2 protein-coding genes are annotated in these 1831 nt (G+C 31.0%); one reads left to right on the top strand and one right to left on the bottom strand.

The window, feature by feature from the left end:
- On the bottom strand, window positions 1-699 hold a 699-nt coding region (locus AC1DIT_RS28020; RefSeq protein WP_476998595.1), incomplete at its 3' end, for an IS4 family transposase.
- Window positions 700-903: 204 nt separating this feature from the next.
- Here AC1DIT_RS28020 and AC1DIT_RS28015 point away from each other — a divergent pair.
- Window positions 904-1831: MFS transporter (locus AC1DIT_RS28015; protein ID WP_476998594.1), on the top strand; the 928-nt coding region annotated here is incomplete at its 3' end.

Below are 1831 nucleotides of genomic sequence, written 5' to 3'. Positions count from 1 at the left end.
CTCTTTATTCTTCTGATATATACGTGTATTGAGCTTTAATCTTGAAATAAAATAAGCATTACACTCTTCTATAGTATGTAAGTCTTTTAAGTCGAAGTATCCTAAATCACGTATACATACATCGTTCGGTTGAAGGGACGTTAAACAAGTAGAACCATACGTTTTATCATTGTGCTTTCCTGATCCTACATCAACATGTAGAAACTGACCACTTAGTAAATCATACTCTAATTGAATTTTCACGCCAGCATTTTGACCACTTCCACCTGAGCCTTGATATTTGGAAGTGAATTTATCCGGAATCTGAAAATGTGTAGAATCCAATACACGAATACGCCGAAAATAATTTCTATACAAAGTTGGGATCTTGCTAGAAGAACAAAATTGTTGGTGAAGTAAATGTGCTAAAAGTTGTTGTAAAAACTGAACAGCCTGAGAATTAAAGCGTTGATTGAGTCCTTCTGGACTCATAGAAATGCTTGTGTTAGCTTCTAATCGACTACATAATTGTGTCAATGAAGTATGAGCTATGTTTTGACTTAACCAAATACATAGGGCCACTAAATCTTGTGCGCGGTATTTACTTTTTCGTTTCACAAATCCTGCATTTCTAGCTAATTGCTCTAAAGCATCAGGTGACATATATCGTTGCAGTTCTTTAGAAAACAATTCTAACTCATCAAAAATCGATAAATTCATAACAAATACGCCATCCTTTCTGTATATTTCTACAAAAAGAATAGCGTTTTTTTCGTTTTATGGATACAAATTTATATTATCTTGATAGTGATGTATGGTGACCCCTATAAGAATAAATTATAAATAAAGATAATTAAGTTGTAATTTACTCTGTTGAAGTGATGCACCTAAAATGAAAGTAACTATTATATAAGGGGTAATTTTATGAGTAATAAATTGAAATATTTATTAGGGGTTAGCATTACCGGATTTGGGGATGGAATTCAGCAAATTGCTTTGCTATGGTATATTTTTCATTTAACAGGACAATCAACTTCTATCGGATTAATGATCGCTATTTATTATATACCAAGTGTCATTTTAACACCTTTTGTGTCTGTTTATGTAGATCATCATGATTCTAAAAATATTGTTGTTCTAACAGATAGTATTCGATTTGTACTTGTTTTAATCATGGCAATTCTTATTTTCATAAAATTTGAATCAGTATTTGTTTTTTACATTATGCAATTCTTATTAGCAGTTTGCTACACCGTTTATAAACCTGCATCTTCTGCATTTATCAAGGAAGCATTCTGTAACCATGATATACCATTTGTCATATCAAAAGCATCTTCATTAAGTGAAGCAGCATTAATAGTGGGAACTGGTATATCTGGGTTATTTCTAGTTAAATTTTCTTTAGCTACCAGTTTCTTTATTAATTCTGTAACATTTTTAGTTGCGGCTATTTTCTTTTCTTCCATAAAAAGAATGAGCCCTAAAAAATTTAAAACTACAAGAATATCCTATCTTGCAGAATTAATATCGGGATGGCATTTTATTAATCAAACAGAAGGTATGAAATACTTACTGTTTTTATCCATTTTAAATAGCATCAGTATACAAATGACAACAACCTTATTATTACCTCTTGCAGAACAGTTTGAAGGAGGTAGCGGACTCTACTCAATATTTGAGATAGCATTTTCAGTAGGAGGAATTATAGCAGGATTGATTGCTATCTATTTTTTAAAAAAGTTTAAACATAAAGTTATTTTTATTACGATGATGGGTATGGCAACCTCTTCTTTTTTATTATATTTGAATGATTATAAAACAACGGCCGTTATTTGTATATTTATAATGGGGC

It is taken from the genome of Bacillus sp. 05T22 (assembly GCF_056396765.1).
This window is presented reverse-complemented; position numbering and strand designations above follow the sequence as displayed.